Annotated in this window: 16 protein-coding genes and 1 pseudogene; 13 read left to right on the top strand and 4 right to left on the bottom strand. The window is 71.5% G+C overall.

Translation table 11 applies throughout. The features are described 5' to 3' along the window. Positions 1-30: 30 nt before the first annotated feature. From Saso_RS25870 to Saso_RS25860, 3 genes are all read left to right on the top strand, one after another. On the top strand, positions 31-1,311 hold the full coding sequence (locus Saso_RS25870; protein ID WP_189924898.1) for a glycoside hydrolase family 16 protein: 1,281 nt from the start codon (positions 31-33) through the stop codon (positions 1,309-1,311). After that, entirely contained in the window at positions 1,308-2,696 is a 1,389-nt protein-coding gene (locus Saso_RS25865; protein ID WP_189924900.1) for a chitinase, read from the top strand. Before Saso_RS25870 ends, Saso_RS25865 begins: the two co-directional genes overlap by 4 nt. Before the next feature lie 84 nt (positions 2,697-2,780). Beyond that, positions 2,781-4,979 (top strand): RICIN domain-containing protein, encoded by a 2,199-nt coding sequence (locus Saso_RS25860; RefSeq protein WP_372442539.1) that lies wholly within the window; start codon positions 2,781-2,783, stop codon positions 4,977-4,979. Between the two features lie 150 nt (positions 4,980-5,129). On the opposite strand, the gene Saso_RS25855 is transcribed toward Saso_RS25860, so the two are convergent. After that, on the bottom strand, positions 5,130-5,978 hold the full coding sequence (locus tag Saso_RS25855) for an oxidoreductase (protein ID WP_189924904.1): 849 nt from the start codon (positions 5,976-5,978) through the stop codon (positions 5,130-5,132). Between the two features lie 105 nt (positions 5,979-6,083). On the opposite strand from Saso_RS25855, the gene Saso_RS25850 reads away from it, so the two are divergent. Continuing rightward, complete coding sequence (locus Saso_RS25850; RefSeq protein ID WP_189924906.1) at positions 6,084-7,007, top strand: LysR family transcriptional regulator; 924 nt, start codon at positions 6,084-6,086, stop codon at positions 7,005-7,007. A 74-nt stretch (positions 7,008-7,081) separates the two neighbouring features. Here Saso_RS25850 and Saso_RS25845 read toward each other — a convergent pair whose 3' ends face one another. The 3 genes and pseudogenes from Saso_RS25845 to mmsA form a co-directional block, all read right to left on the bottom strand. Further along, the gene (locus tag Saso_RS25845; protein ID WP_189924908.1) at positions 7,082-8,191 is read right to left on the bottom strand and encodes a substrate-binding domain-containing protein; all 1,110 of its coding nucleotides are present in this window, start codon (positions 8,189-8,191) and stop codon (positions 7,082-7,084) included. Between the two features lie 85 nt (positions 8,192-8,276). Continuing rightward, positions 8,277-9,575, bottom strand: a complete 1,299-nt coding sequence (gene mmsB / locus Saso_RS25840) for a multiple monosaccharide ABC transporter permease (RefSeq protein WP_189924910.1) — start codon at positions 9,573-9,575, stop codon at positions 8,277-8,279. Beyond that, positions 9,572-11,053, bottom strand: a pseudogene (gene mmsA, locus Saso_RS25835) (multiple monosaccharide ABC transporter ATP-binding protein); the annotation flags it as partial. The pseudogene mmsA and the gene mmsB, both read right to left, overlap by 4 nt. Before the next feature lie 283 nt (positions 11,054-11,336). Here mmsA and Saso_RS25830 point away from each other — a divergent pair. The 9 genes from Saso_RS25830 to Saso_RS25790 all read left to right on the top strand — a co-directional run bounded on the left by Saso_RS25830 (position 11,337) and on the right by Saso_RS25790 (position 22,609). After that, positions 11,337-12,602 carry an ROK family transcriptional regulator gene (locus Saso_RS25830; protein WP_189924914.1) on the top strand — a complete coding sequence of 422 codons (1,266 nt, stop codon included), beginning with the start codon at positions 11,337-11,339 and terminating at the stop codon, positions 12,600-12,602. Between the two features lie 197 nt (positions 12,603-12,799). Next, positions 12,800-13,471, top strand: a complete 672-nt coding sequence (locus tag Saso_RS25825; protein ID WP_189924915.1) for a hypothetical protein — start codon at positions 12,800-12,802, stop codon at positions 13,469-13,471. 49 nt (positions 13,472-13,520) lie between these two features. After that, positions 13,521-14,279, top strand: coding sequence for an IclR family transcriptional regulator (locus tag Saso_RS25820; RefSeq protein ID WP_189924916.1), 759 nt, complete (start codon positions 13,521-13,523; stop codon positions 14,277-14,279). 117 nt (positions 14,280-14,396) lie between these two features. Further along, positions 14,397-15,557: a PP2C family protein-serine/threonine phosphatase gene (locus Saso_RS25815; protein ID WP_189924917.1), complete on the top strand. Its 1,161-nt coding sequence runs from the start codon at positions 14,397-14,399 to the stop codon at positions 15,555-15,557. Positions 15,558-15,880: 323 nt separating this feature from the next. Further along, the gene (locus tag Saso_RS39100; RefSeq protein WP_359073140.1) at positions 15,881-15,991 is read left to right on the top strand and encodes a hypothetical protein; all 111 of its coding nucleotides are present in this window, start codon (positions 15,881-15,883) and stop codon (positions 15,989-15,991) included. Positions 15,992-16,189: 198 nt separating this feature from the next. Then, complete coding sequence (locus Saso_RS25805; protein WP_189924918.1) at positions 16,190-17,305, top strand: NAD(P)/FAD-dependent oxidoreductase; 1,116 nt, start codon at positions 16,190-16,192, stop codon at positions 17,303-17,305. 178 nt (positions 17,306-17,483) lie between these two features. Next, positions 17,484-18,326 carry a restriction endonuclease gene (locus Saso_RS25800; RefSeq protein WP_189924920.1) on the top strand — a complete coding sequence of 281 codons (843 nt, stop codon included), beginning with the start codon at positions 17,484-17,486 and terminating at the stop codon, positions 18,324-18,326. Positions 18,327-18,382: 56 nt separating this feature from the next. Next, positions 18,383-18,574: a hypothetical protein gene (locus Saso_RS25795; protein WP_189924922.1), complete on the top strand. Its 192-nt coding sequence runs from the start codon at positions 18,383-18,385 to the stop codon at positions 18,572-18,574. A 387-nt stretch (positions 18,575-18,961) separates the two neighbouring features. Continuing rightward, positions 18,962-22,609: a laminin G domain-containing protein gene (locus Saso_RS25790; RefSeq protein ID WP_189924924.1), complete on the top strand. Its 3,648-nt coding sequence runs from the start codon at positions 18,962-18,964 to the stop codon at positions 22,607-22,609. Positions 22,610-22,686: the final 77 nt, after the last annotated feature.

Genomic DNA, 22,686 nt, shown 5'->3' with positions numbered 1-22,686 from the left:
CTGTCCGTCGTGCACCATGAAGGGAGAGCCATGACCTCTCCGAGCCTGCCCAGGCGCCTGCTCCTGCCGCTGGCCTCGCTCCTCGCCTTCGCGTCGCTGTCCACCGGAGCGGCGCAGGGCGCGTCCCCCACCCCGGCCGCACCCGCCGCACGCGTCGCCGCATCCGCCGCAGCGGCCGCCGTCACGTTCTCCGACGAGTTCGACGGCCCCGCCGGCGCCGCGGTGGACGGCGCCCGCTGGCAGACCGAGACCGGCGACAACGTCAACAACCACGAGCGGCAGTACTACACCGCGGGCAACCGCAACGCCGCCCTGGACGGCCAGGGCCACCTGGTGATCACCGCCCGCCGGGAGAACCCGGGCAACTACCAGTGCTGGTACGGACGGTGCGAGTACACCTCGGCCCGCCTGAACACCTCCGGCCGGTTCACCACGACGTACGGCCGGGTCGAGGCACGGATGAAGATCCCCCGCGGACAGGGCATGTGGCCCGCCTTCTGGATGCTGGGCAACGACATCGGCCAGGTCGGCTGGCCCGCCTCGGGTGAGATCGACGTCATGGAGAACGTGGGCTTCGAACCGTCCACGGTGCACGGCACCCTGCACGGCCCGGGCTACTCCGGCTCCGGGGGCATCGGCGCCGGGTACACCCTGCCCGGCGGACAGGCCTTCGCCGACGCCTTCCACACCTTCGCCGTCGACTGGAGCCCGAACGCGATCACCTGGTCCGTCGACGGCACCGTCTACCAGCGGCGCACGCCCGCCGACCTCGGCGGTCGGCAGTGGGTCTTCGACAAGCCCTTCTTCGTGATCCTCAACCTCGCCGTCGGCGGCTACTGGCCGGGCGACCCCGACGGCAGCACCGCGCTGCCCCAGCAACTCCTCGTCGACTACGTCCGCGTCAGCACCGACACGGCCCAGCCGGGCGGCAGCGGTCCCATCACGGGCATCGGCGGCAAGTGCGTGGACGTGGCCGGGGCCAACCCCGCCAACGGGACCGCCGTGCAGCTGTACGACTGCAACGGCACCGCGGCCCAGCAGTGGACGGTCGGCGCGGACGGCACGATCCGCGCCCTGGGCAAGTGCCTGGACGTCGCCTCGGGCGGCACCGCCGACGGCACCCCCGTCCAGCTGTACGACTGCAACGGCACCGCCGCCCAGCAGTGGGCCGTCCCCGCGGCCCGGGACATCGTCAACCCGCAGGCGAACAAGTGCCTGGACGCCGCGGGCGGCGGTTCGGCCAACGGAACCCGGTTGCAGATCTGGACCTGCACCGGCGCCACCCAGCAGAAGTGGACGGTGACCCGATGACCACGAGATCCACGCACCGACGCGCGGTCCGCGGCGCGCTGGGCACCGCGGCCGTCGCCGCGCTGCTCACCGGCCTGACCGGCACCCCGGCCAGCGGCGCCGCGGCGGCCACCGGACAGATCACCGGCGTCGGCGGCAAGTGCGTCGACATCGCGGGCGCCGCCACCGCCGACGGCACGGCCGTGCAGCTGTACGACTGCAACGGCACCGCGGCCCAGCAGTGGACCGTGGGCGCGGACGGCACGATCCGCGCCCTGGGCAAGTGTCTCGACGTCGCTTCCGGCGGCACCGCCGACGGGACGCGGACCCAGCTGTGGACGTGCAACGGCAGCGCGGCGCAGCAGTGGACGGTCAGCGCCGCTCGGGACATCGTCAACCCGCAGGCGGACAAGTGCCTGGACGCCACCGGCAACAGCTCGGCGAACGGCACCCCGTTGCAGATCTGGACCTGTACCGGCGCCGCCAACCAGAAGTGGACGGCACCCGCCGGCGGGGGAGAGCCGTCGCCAGGTCCCGGCGCCATGGCCGTCGCGCCCTACCTCTACAACGGCTGGGGCAGCCCGCCCAGCCCCACCACCGTGATGAACGCGACCGGCGTCAAGTGGTTCACGCTTGCCTTCGTCCTGAGCAACGGCTACTGCAACCCGCAGTGGGACGGCGGCCGTCCGCTCACCGGCGGAGTCGACCAGCAGACCATCGGCACGGTCCGGGCGGCGGGCGGCGACGTGATCCCGTCGTTCGGCGGCTGGAGCGGCAACAAGCTGGAGAGCTCCTGCGGCAGCGCGGGCGAACTGGCCGCCGCCTACCAGAAGGTCATCAACGCCTACGGGCTCAAGGCGATCGACATCGACATCGAGGCCGCGGCCTACGACAGCCCGACCGTGCAGCAGCGCACGGTCGACGCGCTGAAGACCGTCAAGGCCGACAACCCGGGTATCAAGGTGTACGTCACCTTCGGCACCGGCCAGACCGGCCCCGACAGCAGCCTGATCGGCAGGGCCGCCGCCTCCGGACTCACCGTGGACAGCTGGACGATCATGCCGTTCGACTTCGGCGGCGCGGGCCAGAACATGGGCCAGCTCACCGTCCGGGCGGCCGAGGGGCTCAAGACCGCGGTGAAGAACGCGTACGGCTACTCGGACGACCAGGCCTACCGGCGCACCGGCATCTCCTCGATGAACGGCATCACCGACAACAGCGAGACCGTGACCGTCGCCGACTTCCGCACCATCCTGGCCTACGCCCAGCAGCGTCACCTGGCCCGGCTGACCTTCTGGTCGGTCAACCGCGACCGGCCCTGCACCGGCGGCGGCGCCGACACCTGCTCGGGCGTGGCCCAGCAGCCCTGGGATTTCACCCGGGTCTTCGCGCAGTACGCCGGCTGAGCCGCCCCCGCGGCCCGGACGCCCGGTTCCTCCCCCCCACCCCCCTCACGCCGCTGTGTCGGCACAGGAGAAGACGTGCTCCGCATCCCCAGACCATCCCTCGCGGCCCCCTGGGCCGCGGCCTGCGTGGCCGCGGCCACGGCCCTCTCCCTGTTCACCGGGGGCCAGCCCGCCCGGGCCGCGGCCGGGGCCGCCGCCGCCCTGCCCACCGGCTGGTCCACCGTGGTGAGCTCCGGCAGCGGCAAATGCCTGGACGCCCGGGCGGCCGCCACCGTGAACGGCACCGTCGTGCAGCAGTACGCCTGCAACAACAGCGCCGCCCAGCAGTGGAACTTCACCTCCACCGGTGACGGATACGTGCGGATCGGCAGCCGCAACGACGCCCAGCAGGTCGTGGACGTCAGCGACGTCTCCACGGCCGACAACGCGGCCGTGCACCTGTGGACCTACGGCGGCGGCGCCAACCAGCAGTGGCAGCCCGTCGACGAGGGCGGCGGCGCGTACCGCTTCGTCAACCGCAACAGCGGCAAGTGCCTCGACGTCCCCTCCGCCTCGACGGCCGACAGCGTCCAGCTGGTGCAGTACACCTGCAACGGCACCGCCGCCCAGCGCTTCCAGGTCACGCCCGTGAGCACCGCGCCCGGGGACGTCGACCTCGGCCCCAACGTCGTCGTCTTCGACCCGTCGATGCCCTCGTCCACGATCCAGAGCCGGCTGAACTCGATCTTCCACCAGCAGGAGACGAACCAGTTCGGCTCCCAGCGCTACGCGGTGATGTTCAAGCCCGGCACGTACAACAACGACGTCAACGTCGGCTTCTACACCCAGGTCCTGGGCCTCGGCCAGTCACCCGACTCGGTCACCGTCAACGGCGCGGTCCATGTGGAGGCCGACTGGTTCCCGCCGCAGAACGCCACCCAGAACTTCTGGCGCGGAGCCGAGAACCTCTCCGTCAACCCGACCGGCGGAACCGACCGCTGGGCGGTGTCGCAGGCCTCCGGATACCGGCGCATGCATGTGCGCGGCAACCTGGAACTGAGCGACGGCGGCTGGTCCAGCGGCGGGTTCATGGCCGACAGCAAGATCGACGGCCAGGTGCGCTCGGGCACCCAGCAGCAGTGGCTGACCCGCAACTCGCGGCTCGGCAGCTGGACGGGCTCCAACTGGAACATGGTCTTCGTCGGCAGTCAGGGCGTGCCCGGCAACAGCTTCCCCAACCCGCCCTACACCACCGTCGCCCAGACCCCCACGGTGCGGGAGAAGCCCTTCCTGTACGTGGACGCGGCCGGTGCCTACAAGGTGTTCGTCCCGTCCGTGCGGACCAATTCCTCGGCCACCACCTGGGCCGACGGGACCGCCCCGGGCACCTCGCTCGGTATCGACCAGTTCTTCGTCGTCAAGCCGGGCGCGACCGCCGCACAGATCGACGCGGCTCTCGCCGAAGGCAAGAACCTGCTGGTCACACCCGGTGTGTACCACCTGGACCAGACGCTGCGGGTGACCCGCCCCGACACCGTGGTGCTCGGCCTGGGCCTCGCCACGTTCGTCCCCGACAACGGCGTCACCGCCATGACCGTCGCCGACGTGGACGGAGTGAAGATCGCGGGCGTCCTCTTCGACGCCGGCACCACCAACTCGCAGACCCTGGTGGAGATCGGCCCGAACGGGTCCGCCGCCGACCACAGCGGCAACCCGACCTCCCTGCACGACGTCTACTTCCGGGTCGGCGGGGCCGCCGTCGGCAAGGCGACCACCAGCCTCGTCGTCAACAGCGACGACGTCATCGGCGACCACATGTGGATCTGGCGCGCCGACCACGGCACCGGGGTCGGCTGGAACACCAACACGGCGGACACCGGGCTCGTCGTCAACGGTGACGACGTCACCATGTACGGCCTGTTCGTCGAGCACTACCGCAAGTACCAGACCGTGTGGAACGGCAACGGCGGGCGGACGTACTTCTACCAGAACGAGATGCCCTACGACCCGCCCACCCAGGCGGCCTGGATGAACGGGACCACCCAGGGCTACGCCGCCTACAAGGTCGCGAACACGGTCACCAGCCACCAGGCCTACGGACTCGGCAGCTACTGCTACTTCAACGTGGACCCGAGCGTCACCGCCGAGCGCGCCTTCGAGGTCCCGGCCAACCCGAACGTGCGCTTCCAGAACATGGTGACGGTCTCGCTCGGCGGCACCGGGACGATCCGGCACGTCATCAACGACCGCGGCGGGCCGTCCGGTTCCGCGACGAACGTGGCCAACCTGGTGAACTACCCATGAGGTGAAAAGAGGTGGGGTGAGCCGGGGTGTGGGGCGCCCGACGCGGTGGGCGGCCCGACCCGGCGGGCGGACCGGTACGTCGGTCCGCCCGCGCGGTCGGCGGCCCGGCGCACGGGCGCCGCCGGGGCCGCCACCCGCGGGCGCGCGCCCTCACTCCCCGGCGTCGAAGTCCGTCCCCCGGGACACCTTCTCCCACGCGGCGAGTTCGGCGCGTACCGAGTCCAGGTGCGCCGTCAGGAAGTCGACCGCGTCGCCGCCGAGGGCGAGACGGAGCGGGGTGTCGTCGGCGTCCAGGGCCAGCAGGATCGCCGCGGCGGCCTTCGCCGGATCGCCGGGCTGGCTGCCGTCACCGCCCTGGACCAGCCGCCGGGTCGCGCCGACCTTCTCGGCGTACGCCGGGTTCTCCGCGGAGAAGTACGCGGCCCCCTTGCCGAACAGGCCGGTCCGGAACGCGCCGGGCTCCACGATCAGCACCTTGATCCCGAAGGGTGCCACCTCGTCGGCCAGGCCCTCCGACAACTGCTCCAGCGCCGCCTTGGTCGCGCTGTAGGCGGAGAACCCGGCGAACGACAACTGCCCGCCGAAACTGCTGATGTTCACCACCGACCCGCTGCCCCGCTCCCGCATCTGCGGCAGCAGGGCCCGGGTCAGCCGCGCCGGTCCGAACACATGCAGCTCGAACAGGTCGCGCAGCTCCCGGTCGGTGGTCTCCTCGAACGCCCCGACCTGGGTGCGCCCGGCGTTGTTCACCAGCACGTCCACCCTGCCGTAGCGGGCCAGGACGTCGGCCGCCACCGCGTCGATCCGCTCGCCGTCGGTGACGTCGAGAGCGATCGCCTCCACCCGGTCGGGGTGCGCGGCGACCAGGTCGTCCAGCCCTCCGGTCCGCCGCGCCGTCCCGATCACCGTGTCACCGGCGGCGACCGCGGCCTCGGCGACGGCCCGTCCGAAGCCGCTGCTCGCGCCCGTGACCAGCCACACCCTGGCGTTCCCGCTCATCGTCGTCTCCCTCGTAGGCCGCCGTCGGGGGCTCCCCGCCGGCGGATCCCATCCTCCGCCGGGCGCCGGGTCCGCGTCCAAGACCCTTTGTGATAGCCATGCGTCATGGACATCCACGGGCGCGACCTCCGCTACTTCACCGCGGTCGCCGAGGAGTTGAGCTTCACCCGCGCCGCCGAGCGGCTGTTCGTCTCCCAGCCCGCGCTGAGCAAGCAGATCCGGATGCTGGAGAAGCATCTGGGCGTGGTCCTGTTCCGACGGGACCGGCGCACCGTGCGCCTGACCCCGGTGGGGGAGGCCCTGCTGCCGCACGCCCATGAGGTGCTGGCCGCCTGGCGGGCTGCGCAGGAGGCGGTCGACGAGGCGAGGGACACCGGTCTGCGGACCCTGGTGATCGGCATGTCCACCGGACCGGGCCGCGGACTGCTGCCCGCGCTGCGCACCCGTCTGGTCTCCCGGCATCCGGACGCGCGGACCGTGCTGCGCCAGGTCGGCTGGGCCGATCCCAGCGCCGGGCTGGCGGACGGATCCAGCGATGTCGCCTTCGTCTGGCTGCCGCTGCCGGACGAGGCCCGGTACCGGTACGTGGTGGTGGCCCGTGAGCCCCGGCTCGTCGCCCTGCCGCAGGGGCATCCCCTGGCGGAGCGGGCCGCGGCCGACCCGGAGGGAGCGGTGGAATTCGCCGACCTGCTGGAGGAGCCGTTCCTCGCCCTGCCGCCCGAGGCCGGGCCGCTGCGCGACCACTGGCTCGCCCTGGACGCCCGTGACGGCCGCCCGCCCCGGATCGGCGCGGTGGTGGCCGGCGCCGAGGAGACCCACGAGGCGGTCGCCGCGGGCCAGGGGGTGGCGCTGCTGGCCGCGGGCAACGCCCCGCTGGTGGTCCGCGACGGCGTGATCGCCCTGCCCGTCCGGGGTCTGTCCCCGTCGCGGCTGGCGGTGGCCGCCGCGCGGGACGACGAACGGCCGCTGGTACGCGCGTACCTCGCCGCCGCGGGCGAGGCCGGGGCGGCGGCCCGCGCGCCCCGCTGAGCCGCTCGCCGGAGGCGGACGGCGGCGGCCCGCCCCGGAGAGCCTTTCGGGGCGGGCCGCCGCGGTGGTCGGCGCTACTTGGTGAGCGGCGCCAGCTTGGGGTCGTTCGCGTAGGCCTCGGCCGCGTTCTCCTTGGTCACGATGACCGGCGGCAGGAGGTAGGACGGGACGACCTTGACGCCGTTGTCGTACGACTTGGTGTCGTTGATGGTCGGCTTGTCGCCCTTCTGGAGGGCCTTGACCATGTTGACGGTCTCCGCGACGAGCTTGCGGGTGTCCTTGTTGATGGTCGAGTACTGCTGGCCCGCCATGATCGACTTCACGGACTCGACCTCGGAGTCCTGGCCCGTGACGACCGGGACCGGCTTGCCGGCGCCCTTGACCGACGTGAGGATCGCGCGGGCGAGGGTGTCGTTGGGGGACAGGACGCCGTCGAGGGTCTTCTTGCCGCCGTAGGCGGAGGTCAGCAGCGAGTCCATCCGCTGCTGGGCGTTCTCGGCCTTCCAGCCCTGGGTCGCGGTCTGCTTGATGTCGCGCTGTCCCGAGCCGACAACGATGTCGCCCTTGTCGATCAAGGGCTTCAGCACGCTCATCGCCCCGTCGAAGAAGACCTTGGAGTTGTTGTCGTCCGGTGAACCGGAGAACAGCTCGATCGTCCACGGCCCCTTCGGCTTCTTCGCCTTCATGCCGTCGACCAGCGCCTGGCCCTGCAACTGGCCGACCTTGAAGTTGTCGAAGGCGATGTAGTAGTCGATGTCGGGGGTGTTGGTGATGAGCCGGTCGTAGGCGATGACGGTGGCGCCCTCGTCCTTGGCCTGCTTCACCTGGGTCGCGAGCTGCGAGGCGTCCGTGGCGCCGATGACGATGACCTTCGCGCCCTTGGTGACCATGGAGGAGATCTGCGCCTGCTGGTCGGCGACGGTGGTCGAGGCGCCCGCGTACTGGACGTCGGCCTTGAAGCCCGCGTCCTTGAGGCCGCCGGTGAACAGGTCGCCGGCGAGCACCCAGTTCTCCGAGGTCTTGGCGGGCAGGGCGACGCCGATCAGCGAGTCCTTCGCGAAGCCCTTGGCGTCGGCGCTGTCGCTGCCGGTGGAGCCCTCTCGTTCGTTGGAGCAGGCCGTGCCCAGGGTGAGCAGGGCGGCGGCGCCGACGGCGGCGATGCTTCTGATGACGATTGTGCGCATGGTGGAGTTGGCCCCTTCGTGCGGTGCTGGTTGCCGTGGTGCGGTGTGCCGTCGTGTGCGGCTGAGGGCGGTGCGGGCTGTGCCGTCAGCCCGCGATCGTGGCCTTGTCGGCGCCGGAGTCCGGGGCCGCCGCGGAAGGCGGCGCCGGCACGTCGTCCCGCCGGAACGGGCGCGTCAGTGTTCCGATGATCGAGAACCGTCCCTGGCTCTTGTTGTAGACGTCGAAGGCGACGGCGAGCAGGAGGACCAGACCCTTGATGATCTGGACCATGTCGGAGCCGACGCCCTCCAGTTGGAGGCCGTTGTTGAGCAGCGCCATGACCAGACCGCCGACGATCGAGCCGCTGACGGTGCCCAGGCCTCCGGAGACCGCCGCGCCGCCGATGAACACGGCCGCGATGGCGTCCAGTTCCCAGCTCAGGCCGTCCTGCGGTCCGGAGGCCGAGGAACGGGCGACGAAGATCATGCCGGCCAGTGCGGCCAGCACCGACATGTTCGTCATGACCAGGAAGTTGACCCGCTTGAGCTTCACACCGGACAGTTCGGCGGCGCGCGCGTTGCCGCCGACGGCGTAGATGTGGCGGCCGCCGATGGTGTTGCGGGTGTAGTGCGAGTACGCGAGGACCAGGACGATCAGGATGATGCCGGAGATCGGCAGGCTGGTGCCGACGCGGCCGCCGGCGAAGCGCAGCGTCGCGAAGACGATGACGCCGATCATGACGGCCAGGCGGATGCCGGTGACCCACAGCGGCGCCGCGTCGGCCTTCATCTCCTGGCGGGTCTGCCGTGCCTTCCACTCGCGCCAGACCACGCCCGCGCAGGCGGCCGCGCCGAGCAGCAGCGTCAGGTTGTTGTAGCCGGTGTCCGGTCCCACCTCGGGCAGGAAGCCGGCGCCGATCTTGCGGAAGCCCTCGGGCACCGGGACCGTGTCGGCGTTGCCGATGTACTGGTTGCCGCCCCGGAACAGCAGCATCCCGGCGAGCGTGACGATGAAGGCCGGTACGCCGATGTAGGCGACCCAGAATCCCTGCCAGGCGCCGATGGCCACGCCGACGAGCAGGCCGAGCAGGATGCCCAGGGGCCACGGCAGGTCGTACTCCTGCATCGCCTTGGCGACGACGATGCCGGTGAACGCGGCGACGGAGCCGACCGACAGGTCGATGTGCCCGGCGACGATCACCATCAGCATGCCGATGGCCAGGATGAGGATGTACGAGTACTGGCTGACGACCGCGATCAGGTTGCCGGACGTCAGCGTCAGGCCGTCGGTCCAGATCTGGAACAGCAGGACGATCGCCACCAGGGTGGAGATCATGCCGAACTGGCGGGCGTTGGAGGTCGTGCCCCCGAAGAGGTTCTTCTGAAGGTCAGTTATGCGGCTCATGGAGTGCGGCTCTTCTTGGTAGCGGTCATCTGCTTCATCAGGAGTTCCGGATCGGCGTCGCCACGCGCCACGTCGCCGGTGATGGTGCCCTCGAACACCGTGTAGATGCGGTCGCACAGGCCGATCAGCTCGGGCAGCTCGGAGGAGATGACGATGACCCCCTTGCCCTGCGCGACGAGCCGCTGGATGATCCCGTAGATCTCGAACTTGGCGCCCACGTCGATGCCGCGGGTCGGCTCGTCGAGGATCAGCAGGTCCGGGTCGGTGAACATCCACTTCGCCAGGACGACCTTCTGCTGGTTGCCGCCGGAGAGCTTGACGACGCCCTCGTCGACGCCCGGCGTCTTGATCCGCAGGCTCTGCCGGTACTCCTCGGCCACCCGGTGCTCGCGCACGGGGTCGATGACGCGGCGCCGGGCGATCTTCGACAGCTTGGCGGCCACCATCGAGGTCTTGATGTCGTCCAGCAGGTTGAGGCCGATGGACTTGCGGTCCTCGCTGACGTACGCCAGTCCGTGCCCGATGGCGTCCGACACGGACCGCAGCCTGATCTCCTCGCCGTCCTTGAAGATCTGCCCGGACACCCAGGTGCCGTAGGAGCGGCCGAAGAGACTCATCGCGAGTTCGGTGCGGCCGGCCCCCATGAGCCCGGCGAAACCGACGATCTCGCCGCGGCGCACGTGGAACGACGAGCCCTTGCACACCAGCCGTTCGTCCGAACTGGGGTGCCGCACCGTCCAGTCACGGACCTCGAAGAAGACCTCGCCGAGGTCGGGGGTGTGCTCGGGGAAGCGGCTGTCGAGTTCCCGGCCGACCATGCCCCGCACGATGCGGTCCTCGTTGACGCCGTCGGCCTTCACGTCGAGGCTCTCGATGGTGCGGCCGTCGCGCAGGATGGTGATGGTGTCGGCGACCGCCTCGATCTCGTTCAGCTTGTGCGAGATGATGATCGAGGTGATGCCCCGCTCGCGGAAGCCCCGCAGCAGGTCCAGCAGGTGCCGGGAGTCGTCCTCGTTGAGCGCCGCGGTCGGCTCGTCGAGGATCAGCAGCTTGACGTCCTTCGCGAACGCCTTGGCGATCTCGACCAGTTGCTGCTTGCCGACGCCGATGTCCTTGATCAGGGTGTCGGGGTCCTCACGGAGACCGACCCGCTCCATCAGCTCCAGGGCGCGGCGCTGGGCCGCTTTCCAGTCGATGCCGCCGCGGCGGCGCGGCTCGTTGCCCAGGAACAGGTTCTCGGTGATCGACATACCGGGCACCAGGGCCAGTTCCTGGTGGATGATCGCGATACCGGCCTTCTCGCTGGCCCGGATGTCGTGGAACCGGACCTGCTCGCCGCGGAAGACGATCTCGCCGGTGTAACTGCCGTACGGGTGGACCCCGCTGAGCACCTTCATGAGGGTCGACTTGCCGGCGCCGTTCTCGCCGCAGATCGCGTGGATCTCACCGTCCCGCACGACGAGACTGACGTCGGCGAGCGCGGTGACGCCGGGGAAGGTCTTGGTGATCGACCGCATCTCCAGCAGGTTCGGGGCGGTGGGCTTCATGAGCGGAGCTCCCCACCGCCGGGGGCGCGCCGAGACGCTCCCGACCCTTCGGGCCTGCGGCATTGCATGGACATCAACTTGCCTCCGATGGCACTGCCCTGTGCCGTCGTGTCCGAGATTTCGTCTGCGGGTCCGGACACTAAATCCATTTGTTTTACTAAGTCAATGGGCTGTGGGAGATAGGTTGGCGTGGGGTAACTAGAGAGGACCGTGCGTGCGGCAGGCAGGAACGAACCTTCCCAAGGTCGGGCGATACAACCGGGCCGTCGTCCTGGACCAGATCCAGCTCGCCGACGGCATCAGCCGCGTCGAGATCGCGCAGCACACGGGCCTCACCCCGCAGACGGTCTCGGGCATCGTGCGCCGCCTGCTCGACGAGGGCATCGTGCGCGAGGACGGCGCGAGCAGGGTGTCCAGCGGCGGCAAGCCGCGCACCACCCTGCGCATCAACGCCGAGGCGGGCAACGCCGTCGGCCTGCACTTCGATCCCGTGGAGCTCAGCTGCACCGTGGTCGACCTGCTCGGACGGCCGCTGACGGTCAAGAAGCGCCCCACGGACCCGGCGACCGACCCCGCCCAGGTCGTCAAGGACATGGCGGAACTGGTCGCCGACGTGCTGGCCGAGACGGGCGTGGCGCGCGACAAGGTGCTCGGCCTCGGTCTCGCCACGCCGGGGCCGATCGATCTCGAGGCGGGCGCGATCGTCGGCGCGCCCCAGCTCGCCCGCTGGACCAGGGTGCCGGTGCAGCACATGCTGAGCGAGGCGACCGGCCTGCCCGTCACCCTCGACAACGACGCCACCGCCGCCGCGGTCGGCGAGCGCTGGTCGGGCGCGGGCAGGGGGGTGGCGGACTTCGCCTACTTCTTCTTCGGTACCGGTGTCGGCGGCGGTCTCATCCTCAACCACCAGGTGTACAGGGGCGGTTCACTGAACGCGGGGGAGTTCGGGCACTCCTCGGTGCTGCCCGACGGGCCGGAGTGCTACTGCGGCAACCGGGGCTGCCTGGAAGGCCTCGTCAACCCCACGGCCATCGTCGCCGAGGTGCACCGCAGGCTCGCCGCCGGACCGCACCCGGACAGTGCGCTGGCCCGGACGTTCGCGGCGGATCCCGCGGCGGTCGACCATGCGGCGATCGGCGTGGCCGCGGCGGCCGGCGACCCGGTGGCCGCCGCGGTCATCGACGAGACCGCCGAGCACGTGGCCTCGGTGGCCGTCGACATCGCGAACTTCATCGACGTCGACCTGATCGTCCTCGGCGGCCACGGCATCCAGCACGTCGAGTCGCGCTACGTCGAGGTCGTCGCCGCCGCGCTCGCGAGCCGGCCGCTGTCCCGTCACGTCCGGGTCGTCGAGGTCGAGGCGTCGTGGCTCGGCACGGACGCGGCGGTGGTGGGCAGCGCGGCACTCGTCCTGCACGCCACGTACTCCCCCCAGCTGTCGGCCCTCCTCGGTACGGCGGGGACCCCGGGCGGGGTGTGAGACGCGAGCAGGCTTCCCGCTCCCGTCCCGGGCCCGCGGCGGCGCGCTGTCATGCCGGGGACCCGGGCCGGGCGCGTACCGCGACCGGGACGAGTCCGGCGTGCGAGCCCGCCGTGCGGGTCCGCCGGGGTCGCGGAAGAATCTCCGTTGCCCGCGGGGGCGGGCCGCCGGGATCCTGGCCGTATGAGGTCTTCCGTATGCAGCTGAGGCTGCTCCAGTTCAGGCCCCGCACCGGACCGCACGAGCACCGTGTCGTGCAGCCCCGGCAGCCGCTCCGCCACACCTCGCTGAGCGCCCCCGACCCCATCGGGATGCTGTTCGGCGACCACGACGGGCTGAACCGGCTCGCGGGGCTGTTCTCCTTCGCCGCCTACTCCCGGCACACCGTCGTCCACGTACCGCTGCGCGACGGCCTGCCGCCGGACGAGGGCACCGGCGAACCGGTGGACCTCGTCCTCGCCCATCGCACGCTCGGCCTGCGCGCCGGCAAGTGGCCCGGGCTGCGGCGCAGGCTGGTCCACGGCACCCCGCTGACCGTCGGGACCGACGAGGCGCGCACCGCCCGGGACGCCGCAGCCTGGCGCGAGCGCGCGCGGCGGGGCGACGCCCGGGACGAACTGCGGCACGCGACCCACGCCAGGACCTTCTTCCTCTTCGGCAGCCGGGACGTCTTCGCCGAGACGGCCACGGACCTCGCCGCGGCGGCCGGCTGGGGCCCACGCCAGAAGGGGGTCGTCGAAGGACGCTCGGTGCTGATGACGTCGCTGCCCGCCCTGACCCAGCCGCCCGGCGGCGGCCACCCCCTGGAGGTGCTGATCAGCTTCAAGCCGTATCCGCCCTACGCCCACTTCGAGCGGCCGGGACGCTGAGCCCGTCCCGTGCCTTGCCCGGGGCGGGTGTCCGGCGCACGCTTGTCCTATGGGTGCGCGGGACGGGCCCACGCTCATCACCTCCGTGCAGCGGGCTTTCCGGCTGCTGGAGGCGGCGAGCGCACACCAGAACGGCGCGCCGGCGAAACAGCTGGCGCGCGAGACGGGGCTGCCCCTGGCCACCACCTACCACCTGCTGCGCACCCTCGTGAACGACGGCTACCTGCACAAACTCCCCGACGGCGGGTTCGTCCTCGGGGACCGGCTCCAGACGCTGCACACCGCCGGGCGGGCGCAGGCGCTGCTCAGCCGGGTGCGTCCCGCGCTCGCCGCACTGCGGGACGAGCTCGCCACCGCCGCCTACCTGACCTTCTACGAGGAGGGCGAGATCCGGGTGGCCGAGATCGTCGACGGTCCCCGGGCGCCCCGGGTGGACCTGTGGGTCGGTTTCGAGGACGCCGGGCACGCCACCGCCCTGGGCAAGTCGGTGCTGCGCGAACTGGACGACGAAGCCCGCAAGGACTACCTCTCCCGCCACCACCTCGCCGACCTCACCCCCAGGACCATCACCAGCGCCCCGGAACTGCTGCGGCAGCTGGACGCCTCGCCCGTGGCCCCCGCCGTCACCGACCTCGAGGAGTACGCGCTCGGCACCGTGTGCGTCGCCGTGCCCGTGTACAGCGGCGACATACTGGGTTCGCTCGGCGTCTCGCTGCCGGCCGACCGGCTGCCCCGGCTGGAACAGGTACGGGAGCGGCTGCTCCCCACCGCCGGCCGCGTGACCAGGGGTCTTTCCCTCACCATGTGATCGTTCACTATCTGAAAATCTGATCCTTGTGAGCGTCCGGGCCGATCCCGTTCCCTAGGGGAAACGGACATTTCGAAGTGCCCCGGCGCACCCACAGGTGAGGACTGCGGACGAAGCATGAGCCATGCGCGCAACCGTGACGGCGACCACCACCATCCGACGCTGCTGTTCCGATCGTTCCGGCACCGGGTGGCAGGCCCCCTGCTGCCGGTTCTGATCCTGCTCGTCATCATGCTCGTCGGCCTCTTCGGCGACGCGGGCATGATCTGGCTGCCCCTCCTGGCGGCCGGACCCGCACTGGCGGCCACCACGAACGGCCCGCGCGGTGTCCTCTGTGTCGGTCTCCTCGCCGGGGCCGTCGGAGCCACGCTCGGCGCCCGGGCCGGCGCGCCCGGCCGTGAGGTGGCCGCCGTGCTGGCCTCCCTGGTGGCGGTCACGCTGGCGGGCGCCCTGGCCAGCGCCTTGCGGGGACGCCGGGAACGGGTGCTCGCGGACGTCCGGTCGGTGGCCGAGGCCGCCCAGCACGCCCTGCTCAGGCCGGTGCCGACCACCGTCGGTCCCTTCGAGGTGGCGGTCCGTTACAGCGCGGCGGCCGCGGAAGCGCGCATCGGCGGTGACCTCTACGCACTCGTGCCCACCCCGTACGGCGTGCGGATGATCGTCGGCGATGTGCGCGGCAAAGGGCTGCCCGCCGTCGGGACCGCGGCACTCGTGCTGGGTGTCTTCCGGGAGGCCGCCTACGACGAACCCGACCTCCTCGCCGTCGTCGACCGGATCGAACGGAGCCTCGCGCGCAACCTCGGCACCGACGACTTCGTCACCGCCGTGGTCGCCGGGTACCCGCGCCCCGGGCAGCTGGAGGTGGTGAACTGCGGGCACGCCCCGCCGCTGCTCGTGGGCGCCTCTCTCGCCGTCACCGCGGTGGAGCCCACGCAGCCGGCCCCGCCGCTGGGACTGCGCGCCCTCACCGACCAGACGCCGAGCCTCCAGGTGCTGCCCTTCGCCGACGGGGACCAGCTGCTGCTGTACACGGACGGCGTGATCGAGGCCCGCGACCGCGACCGCGAGTTCTATCCGCTCGTCGAGGGCCTGGCGCGTCATCTGTGCGACGAACCCGCGCGCACGGTCGGCGCGGTCCACGACGAACTGCTGGCCCATGTCGGCGGCCGGCTGCACGACGACGCGGCGCTGCTCCTGATCCGCAAGCCGACGACGGCACCCGTACCGGTCCCCCAACCGGTCGTTCCCGGTGAGCTGTTGGGGGACCAGGCCGTGTGATCGCCGCGCTGTGCCGTGCGGCTGCTCCCCGCTACTCCCCGGACGGAGCGGTCAGGGGGACGCCGAGGGCCACCGGGGTGCCGAAGTTCGGGGTGCCGTCGGCGTTCCAGATGAACTTCTGCGCCCTGGTCGTCCGGTTCATGTCGCAGCCGCCGCCCGGCGGACCTGCCGGACGGGCGGGACGTCGACGCCGTGCGCGTGGATCCGTCGGCCGAGCCGCAGGACGGCCCGGACGGCACGGTCGTCGTCGACGGCGCACTCCTCGCCGCACCGGACGGCGCGGCCCCCTGGCCTACCCTCCGCTCGGCCGGGCCGCCGCACCCGTGGCGGCGCCCACCGGGATCGTCCTGGTGCCGTACCACTCCTGGGCGCGGCGGGGCCCCTCGACGATGCGCGTGTGGCTGCCCACGGCCGGCGGGCCGCAGGACGCCTGAGCGACGGGTGCGTGGGCGGCGGGCGCCCGCGCATCGGGTGGCGCGGACGGGCGTTCCGCACGCCTTCACGGAACGTCCACACAGCTGCACACGACTCCACGAGAACTTAAAAGTTCAAGCGCTACGCTCTTCGCCAGTCGAGTGGCCGAGGAAGCCCCCACGGCGCGCCGCTCACTTCCCCCTGCACAGGAGACGCGCGTGCGCGACGGCGACATAGTGGTGATCGGCGGCGGCTACGCGGGCGTCCGGCTCGCGAAACGACTGGACGCGACGGCGCGCGTCACGCTGGTGGACCGCAAGGAGGTCTTCTTCCACCGCATCGCCTCCCTGCGGGCGGGCGTGCGCCCGGAGTGGTCGGTCACCCCGTTCATCCCGTACGACCGGCTGCTGCGCGAGGGCCGGATGGTCGTCGGCAAGGCGGTACGCGTCGACACCGGCGCACGGCAGGTCGTGCTGGCGACGGGCGAACGGCTCCCGTACGACGTCCTGGTGATCGCCACCGGCGCCGACTACCCCGAACCGGCCCGCTTCACCGGCACGACGCCCGAGGAGACGATCAAGTCCTTCGCGGGCCACCAGCGCAAGGTCGCCACCGCCGGACACGTCCTGGTCGTCGGGGGAGGGCCCTCCGGCGTGGAACTCGCCGCGGAGGTGCGGCTCGCCCGGCCCGACGCCCGGGTCACGCTCGCCCACGCCGGGACGGCGCTGCTGAACTCCGCGGGCAGCGAGCGGGCCGGGCGCAGGGCGCTGGCCTGGCTGGAGTCCCACGACGTGGAGGTGCGTCTCGACTCGTTCATGTCGCCCGGGAACGACTTCGGCACCTACCGGGACGCGCACGGCAACGACATGGAGGCGGACCTCTCCTTCTGGGCCACGGGCACGACGCCCAACACGCTCTGGCTGCGGCTCGCCGGACACGGTGACTGGCTCAACGCGTCGGGGCACATCAGGGTCGACCGCAGGCTCCGGGTCGAGGGGCACACGGACGTCTTCGCGGTCGGCGACGTGAACGACGCGACAGAACTCAAGATCACCCCCGCCGCGCTCGCCCAGGCCGACCTCGCCGCGCATAACATCCGCGCGCATCTGAGGAGTTCGGGCAGCTCTGCCCGGCATCGCAGGGAGCCGCGCTTCTACCGGCCGGCCCAGCGGACCCCGCTGATCGTCCCCTTCGGCGCCGCGGACGGACTGACGGTGGTGCCGGTGCCGGGCGGTGAGAGCGCAGTACTGGGCAGCCGCACCTCCGTCCTGGCCAAGGCCAAGACCCTCATGACCCCGTACATGCGGCGCCAGCTCGGCTACACGGCGACCTGAGCCCGCGCGCCGCGGCGGAGACACCCGCGTGGCCGAACCGCACGCCGGACGGCCGAAAGGGCATCAACTCCCGTGTGCGGTGCGGAAATGGCTCGTCGGCAGCGCGCCCGCATGGCGGGGGCCGGTCCTGGGCACACGCTGGATGATCTTCGTTGCCGGACCGGGAGGAAGCACCGCCATGACCGTACCCCCCAGTGCCCCGCAGGCCGTGCGTGCTCCGCGCCGCTTCGAACTCCGTTCCACGGCCGTGTACTTCGTGCTCCTCGCCATTCTCCTGACGCTCGCGGTCATGGTCGGCAGGACCGTCGCCGCCGCGGCGCAGGCCCGCCCCGGCTGGGCCGTCGCGCTCCTGCTGCTCGCCTCGGCGGGAGTCGTCGCGGGCCACCGGGGGCGGCGCCGCTTCTCGGCGGCGAGAGTCGCGCGCCGGGCCGCGAGGTCCCTGGAGGCGGCCACGGAGACGGTGGTGGAGGCGCTCGAGACGGCACCGCCGGCGCCCGCGCCCGACGCCCGGCACGACATCGCCCGGACGGTCCGGCTGACCGAGCCCGTGGTACCGCCGGTGGAGGAGGCGGTGGCCGTCACCGAGGCGATCGTCTACGAGGAGCTGGATCCCGACGAGTTCGAGCAGGCGATAGCCGAGCTCTGCCGGCGCGACGGCTGCACCGCGGTGGAAGTCGTCGGCGGGGCCGGAGACCTGGGCGCGGACGTCATCGGCAGGACACCGGACGGGCGGGCGCTCGTCGTCCAGTGCAAGCGCTACAGCGACACCAACCGTGTCGGTTCCCAGGACATGCAGCGCTTCGGCGGCACCTGTTACACCGTGCACGGGGCGGAGGTCGCCGCCGTCGTCACCACGGGCGACTTCACGGCGCCCGCCCTGGAGTATGCGGAGCAGTGCGGCATCGTGTGCGTGGACGGCGACGACCTCTGGCACTGGCAGACCGGTACCGGCCCGGCGCCCTGGGAGCTGGAACAGGGGCAGGAGCGGGAACCGGAGCCGATGTACGAGCCGCAGCCGTGACCGCCGGGCCTGGGGGCGGGACGGGGCAGCCGGTAAGCTCCGGTGAGGGGGGAACCATGACCGAGGGCGACTGGAACGACGACAGCGACTACCGCGACGCGGTCCGGCGGGCCGAGCGCGCGGAGCGGGCCGGGTGGACGCTGATCGCCGGCACGACAGGCCTGATCGGCCTCGCACTGGTGGTTCTGGCGGTCGTCTGCGTGGTCGCGGTCGTGGCGGGCCTCTACCTGGTGATGACCATCAATTAGCGGGCGCCGCCCCTTTCGCCCGGCCTTTCCCCCGCTTTCGCGTTTCCCTGCGCTCCTCCCTTTCCCCTGCCTTCTCGGGTCCTTCCCCTTTCTTTCGTCGTTCTCTTTTCTTTCATCCGTCTTTCGTCGCACGCCCCGCGTGGACATCGGCTCGGAAAAGGCTCGTTTTCCTTACGTCGTTTGACCGGTTTTGGCATGCCAAATGGCCATTGCGTAAAGCGACGACTTCTTGACGGTGGGTAAGGGGACGGTTTGAATGCGAGCACTTTTTCGGGATTCTCTGACTCTGGGGGGCGGAGTTCAGTGCTGTCGGCACGGGGTGGTTCAGGCGCGTTCGGACGTCGTGGACGCGGCAGACGCACGGCAACGGGAGCGACGACGGCCGCGGTGGCCGTCCTGCTGAGTCTGCTGGCGCTGCCCGCGCAGCAGGCCGCGGCCGCTTTCCCGGAGGCGGATTCCGCGCCTTCGACGGAGGGGCAGCGGGCGCTGGCGGAGGCGAAGGCCTCCGGCGAGCGGGTGGAGGTGACGGGGGAGCGGACGGACCGGACGACGGTCTTCGCCGACCCGGACGGCTTCACGTTCACCATGGAGCAGTCGGTGGTTCCGGTGCGGGTGGCCGATCCGGGTGGTGGCTGGCGGGCGCCGGACGCGACGTTGGAGAAGCGCTCCGACGGCACGGTCGGTCCTGAGGCGGCGGCCGTGTCGATCGCCTTCTCCGGGGGAGGGGAGAAGGCTCCCCTGGCCCGGATCGAGGAGCAGGGAAATTCCCTGGAACTCCGATGGCCGGGCGAGCTGCCCGCGCCCCGGCTGGACGGTGCGCGTGCCGTGTACGCCGAGGTTCTGCCGGGTGTGGACCTTCAGGTGACGGCGACGCCGGAGAGTTTCCAGCCGGTGTTCGTCGTGAAGACGCCTCAGGCCGCGGCGAACGAGGAGCTGAAGAAGCTCACCTTCGGGCTGAAGGCCCGGGGTCTGGACGTGCGTGAAGGGGCCGCGGGCAACCTCACCGCCGTGGACGGCAGTGGCCGTACGGTGTTCAAGGCGCCGCCGGCCCGGATGTGGGACTCGGCGGGGGAGGCGGCCGGCGCGTCCGGGGACGCCGGGGATTCGTCGGGGCCCGGGGCTCGGTCGCTGCGGACGCAGGCGGTGGGTGAGGGGCCGGTGGCTGCCTCCGGCGCGGCCGAGGGGGTGCCTTCGGGGTCGGGGGTGGAGCCGGGTGAGGGTGACAAGGTCGCCAGGATGGACGTGGCCGTCACCGAGGACTCGCTGTCGGTGGTGCCGGACACCACGATGCTCACCAGGACCGGAGCGGACGCCTTTCCGCTGTTCATCGATCCGACGGTGACCTGGGGCGAGTCGGAGCGCACCTTGCTGCGCAGTGACGGCTACGAGTCGTACGGGTGGGGCAACGGTGACGACGACCAGGGCAAGGGTGCCGGCAAGTGCGGTACCTGGAACGGCTATTACTGCGGTCCTGGGTATGTGCAGAAGCTGTACTTCGAGTTCTCCCCGGCGAGTCTGAAGGGCAAGAAGGTCCTGGACGCGACGTTCCGGGTGACGGAGCCGTGGGCGTTCCAGTGCGATCCGCGCTGGGTGGATCTGGTGCGGACGAACAACATCTCCTCCGCGACGACCTGGTCGTCGCGGCCGGCGGAGCTGGATCTGATGGTGGACCGGAACGTGTCGGCCGGTCGTGGGTCGTTGTGCGACCCGGACGCTCCGGACGCGCCGATCGAGTTCAACGACAATCCGGACGAGACGAACGAGAACCTCACCTCCACGCTGTCGAACTTCGCGGCGGGCAAGTTCTCCCGGCTGACGCTGGAGATCAAGGCGCACGACGAGTCCGACCCGTCGGCGTGGAAGCGGTTCAAGAACGACGCCGTGCTTGCCGTGAACTTCGTCGGGCTGCCCGACAAGCCGAGCGCCATCGGCCTCGTCACCGGCTCCGGCACGGTCTGCGAGACCAGCGAGAGCGACCCGGCGGTCGTCTCCGACCCCACCCCCGCGCTGGCCGCGACCGCGCAGACGAAGGCCGGCGGCGAGAAGGACGCCCAGCTGCGGATCGCCTACGACCTCGACAGCAAGAGCGGCAGCACCTGGGTGGACACCGCGCCGGGCAACGGTGACGTACGCCCCTCGACCGGCTACGTCGGCGACAACGCCAAGGTGACGCTCACCTGGTCCACCCTGACGGACGGCACCCTCTACCGGTACCGGGCCTGGGCGCGGTCGTACTACAACGGGGGCGCCAGCTATCTGGCCGGGGCGTCGAACGCCTCCACCACGGGCTGGTGCTACTTCAAGGTGGACTCCAGCGCGCCCAAGGCGCCCGCCGTCACCGTCGGGAGCCCCTACACGCCCTGCACGACCAACGACTGCACCGCTCACGGCGGACCCGCCGTGAAGGGCACCTTCAAGTTCGGGCCCGCCACCGGCGACACCAACGTCGCCTACCAGTACAAGCTCTCCTCCACGGCCGCCTGGTCGAAGGACCAGACCGGGGCTTCGGTGTCGGTCGGCGTCACGCCCACCAAGGCGGGCACGTACCGCCTGTACGTGCGGGCCAAGGACGGCATCGGACGCTACGGCGCCCAGTCGGTCGTCGACTTCCTGGTCGCCGACGGCGAGAAGCCCGTCGGCCAGTGGCAGTTCGGCGAGAACGACGGAGCGGCGCTGGACTCCGCCACCTGGGACGGCGCGGACAACGCGACCCTCGGCGGTGGCGCGGTCCGCGACGACCGCGGCCGTCGAGGGCTCATCACACGGGACGCCGCCGGAGTGCCGCTGGCGACACCGGTGACGGACAAGGGGCTGGCCCTCGACGGCGCCACCGGCTACGCGGCCACGGCCGGCACGGTGCTGGACACGACCGGGTCGTACACGGTCGCCGCCTGGGTACGGGTCGACCCGGCTTCCACGAAGACCGTGACGGTCCTCAGTCAGTCCACGGCCACGAGCCCGTTCACCGCGAAGTACAGCCCGTTCATCATCTCCTACGGCACCAAGTGGAGCATGCGCGTGCTGGGCACGGACGGCGCCTTCCACGAGGCGGCGGCGCCCACCACCGCGCCCAAGGGCGTGTGGACCTACGTGGCAGGTGTCCACGACGCCGTCGCCAAGAAGGTCCACCTCTATGTGAACGGCAAGCTCCAGGCCTCGGCCGACGCGGGGCCCGCCTGGCATGCCGACGGCGCGTTCCAGATCGGCCGCCTGCTGTACGCGGACACCTACGTGGACTACTTCAAGGGCGGCATCGACGAGCCCACGGCGTGGCAGCGGGCCCTGTCCCCCGAGGAGATCGAGGACGACGCGCGGGCACTGACGTCGCAGGGGAACGCCGGGGTGGAACTGGTCGCCGACTGGTCGGCCGACCGGGGCACCGGCAGCACCGTCGCCGACACCACCTCGGGCTACGGGCGGTCGCTGGCCCTCGGCGGCGGCGCCTCGCTGGACGGCGACGCGATCGTCCTGGACGGCGTGGACGACGCGGCCACCACGGCAGGCCCGGTGGTCGACGACACGGGGTCGTTCACGGTCACGGCGCTCGCGTCGCTGGACGCCACCGCGCTGGCCGGCAAGAGCGTCGGCTACACCGGCCAGGTGGTGGGGCAGCGCACGGCCGACGGCTCGTCCTGGGGCCTGTGGTACGAGCTGACGGACAAACAGACCGTGCTGGACGAGGAGACCTTGGAGGAGAAGACCGTCCCGGTGGGCTTCTGGCGCTTCGGCCGCCTCGATGCCGGCGGCACCTTCAGCGCCGTGTCCTCGGAAGAGGCCGCCGCGGTGGACGGCATGGTCAGGATGACCGGTGTCCTCAACGCCCAGGACGGCACGATCGGCCTCTATCTGGGAGCCGTCCAGAACGGCGACGACCAGGCGTTCACGGCCACGATCGGCTCGGGCGACTTCGCGGTCGGCAAGGACTTCGCCACCCGAGCGTGGGGGCACTACCTGCCCGGACGCGTCGCGGACGTGCGCCTGTGGGCGGGCGCGATGGCCGGATCCGACCAGATCGAAGAAACCGTGGGCGACTGACGGGAAAGGGCAGGGCGGTCCGCTCGGCGGACCGCCCCGCCCCGTCGTCCGCGCGCCTCTCTCCACACCACCGCACA

Source organism: Streptomyces asoensis, from assembly GCF_016860545.1.
In the GTDB taxonomy this organism is placed as follows: domain Bacteria; phylum Actinomycetota; class Actinomycetes; order Streptomycetales; family Streptomycetaceae; genus Streptomyces; species Streptomyces asoensis.
Note: the sequence above shows the minus strand (reverse complement) of the source record. Positions and strands in the feature narration are given on the sequence as shown.

Excerpts from the sequence above, each read along its gene's own strand:
- Saso_RS25795 (WP_189924922.1), top strand. The coding sequence starts at position 18,383 with ATGACCGAGGGCGACTGGAACGACGACAGCGACTACCGCGACGCGGTC.
- Saso_RS25815 (WP_189924917.1), top strand. The coding sequence starts at position 14,397 with ATGAGCCATGCGCGCAACCGTGACGGCGACCACCACCATCCGACGCTG.
- Saso_RS25845 (WP_189924908.1), bottom strand. The coding sequence starts at position 8,191 with ATGCGCACAATCGTCATCAGAAGCATCGCCGCCGTCGGCGCCGCCGCC.
- Saso_RS25820 (WP_189924916.1), top strand. The coding sequence starts at position 13,521 with ATGGGTGCGCGGGACGGGCCCACGCTCATCACCTCCGTGCAGCGGGCT.
- Saso_RS25855 (WP_189924904.1), bottom strand. The coding sequence starts at position 5,978 with ATGAGCGGGAACGCCAGGGTGTGGCTGGTCACGGGCGCGAGCAGCGGC.
- Saso_RS25800 (WP_189924920.1), top strand. The coding sequence starts at position 17,484 with ATGACCGTACCCCCCAGTGCCCCGCAGGCCGTGCGTGCTCCGCGCCGC.
- mmsB (WP_189924910.1), bottom strand. The coding sequence starts at position 9,575 with ATGAGCCGCATAACTGACCTTCAGAAGAACCTCTTCGGGGGCACGACC.
- Saso_RS25825 (WP_189924915.1), top strand. The coding sequence starts at position 12,800 with ATGCAGCTGAGGCTGCTCCAGTTCAGGCCCCGCACCGGACCGCACGAG.
- Saso_RS25850 (WP_189924906.1), top strand. The coding sequence starts at position 6,084 with ATGGACATCCACGGGCGCGACCTCCGCTACTTCACCGCGGTCGCCGAG.
- Saso_RS25870 (WP_189924898.1), top strand. The coding sequence starts at position 31 with ATGACCTCTCCGAGCCTGCCCAGGCGCCTGCTCCTGCCGCTGGCCTCG.
- Saso_RS25865 (WP_189924900.1), top strand. The coding sequence starts at position 1,308 with ATGACCACGAGATCCACGCACCGACGCGCGGTCCGCGGCGCGCTGGGC.